General features: G+C 35.2%; 2 protein-coding genes. Both read left to right on the top strand.

Annotated features, from left to right (window positions below; genetic code table 11):
- The first annotated feature begins 1 nt into the window (after position 1).
- Complete coding sequence (locus COU51_04605) at positions 2-667, top strand: TdeIII family type II restriction endonuclease (protein ID PIR66312.1); 666 nt, start codon at positions 2-4, stop codon at positions 665-667.
- A gap of 1 nt (position 668) precedes the next feature.
- On the top strand, positions 669-1,365 hold a 697-nt coding region (locus COU51_04600; protein ID PIR66311.1), incomplete at its 3' end, for a DNA adenine methylase.

Below are 1,365 nucleotides of genomic sequence, written 5' to 3'. Positions count from 1 at the left end.
CATTGCCGCCCTTGGGCCAGATATTCAATACTACTCCGCACTCGTTCGCTCTCTCGATAGTTCACTCGGAAATATGCTTGAAAAATTAGCAATACAGATTGCAAAACTATCTTATGAAGTAAAGAGTGAGGTCTCGGGACCATTAGGACCAGAGCAAACATCAAAAATTGCGGAGTTGCTCGAAAAATATAAACGCCGAGAAATTGCCCCGACGGTTGAAAGTTATCAAGTTCTACGAACAAAACCACAAGATGACAGTCTTATAATCAAAAGGCACGATAGTGATTATTATTTAACCGACAGGGATACGGGTGAAAAGTTTTTGATTGAATTAAAAATCGGTGGTGATCTTGATAATAAAAAGGCTCGTTCTGAAAAAGAGGCACTGTTGGAGCAGTTTGCAATTCTTTCTAATACGTTACCAGAAGGCGAAAAAATAAACATCCGCTTTGCAACAGCCTACAATCGATACGGAGAGAATAGACCATGGAAGCAAGAGAGAGTGCGACAATTCTTCGCCGACGATGAGCTTTTGATTGGTTGTGATTTTTGGAACTTTGTTTGTAAGTCAGATGACGGTTATCAAACTGTTTTGGGCGCATACAAAGAAAACGCAAACCTTATTACAGAAGCATTAGAGTCTATTAAACAAACATATTTAGATTAGTATGCAAACACTTATTAAATGGCCTGGTGGCAAAACAAAAGAATTTCCTTATATTAAGGATTTGATTCCTACTTTTGATCGTTACATCGAGCCATTTTTTGGTGGGGGTGCGATTTTCTTTCAACTAAAACCACAAAAGGCAATCATCAATGATATTTGCAATGAACTTACAGATTTTTACAGCTTACTAAAGACAGAGAACGAACGAGAAGAATTTAAAAAAGAGCTATATGAATATGTCAATAATTGGGAAAAAATTCCTAAGTACATTGGTATTTTTGAAAACAAAATAATCAAACTTTACGATAAATATAAAAATGACGAGATTACCAAAGCAGAATTATCAAAACAAGTAAATTCAATTCTCAAAAAAGAAGAAGAGAGGTTTAACGGACTTTTTCTCAAAAAGTTTTGTCTGGATGAGCAAAATTTACTAAGGCAAATTACTTCAAATTTAATTTCAAAAATCAGCCGCACAAGAGAGATCGAAAAACAAAGAGGAAAATTGCCCGAAGGTGATCTCCAAAAAAATATTGAAACCGCATTTAGAAGTGGGTTTTACATGCACTTTCGTGATGTGATGAATTTTAACGGCAACAAATATAAAATCAGTTTGCCGAAAAAGATTGCGAACTATTATTTCATTAGAGAATTTTGCTATGGCTCAATGTTTCGCTTCAATAAAAGTGGACATTTCA

This window comes from Parcubacteria group bacterium CG10_big_fil_rev_8_21_14_0_10_36_14, from assembly GCA_002772895.1.
In the GTDB taxonomy this organism is placed as follows: domain Bacteria; phylum Patescibacteriota; class Patescibacteriia.
This window is presented reverse-complemented; position numbering and strand designations above follow the sequence as displayed.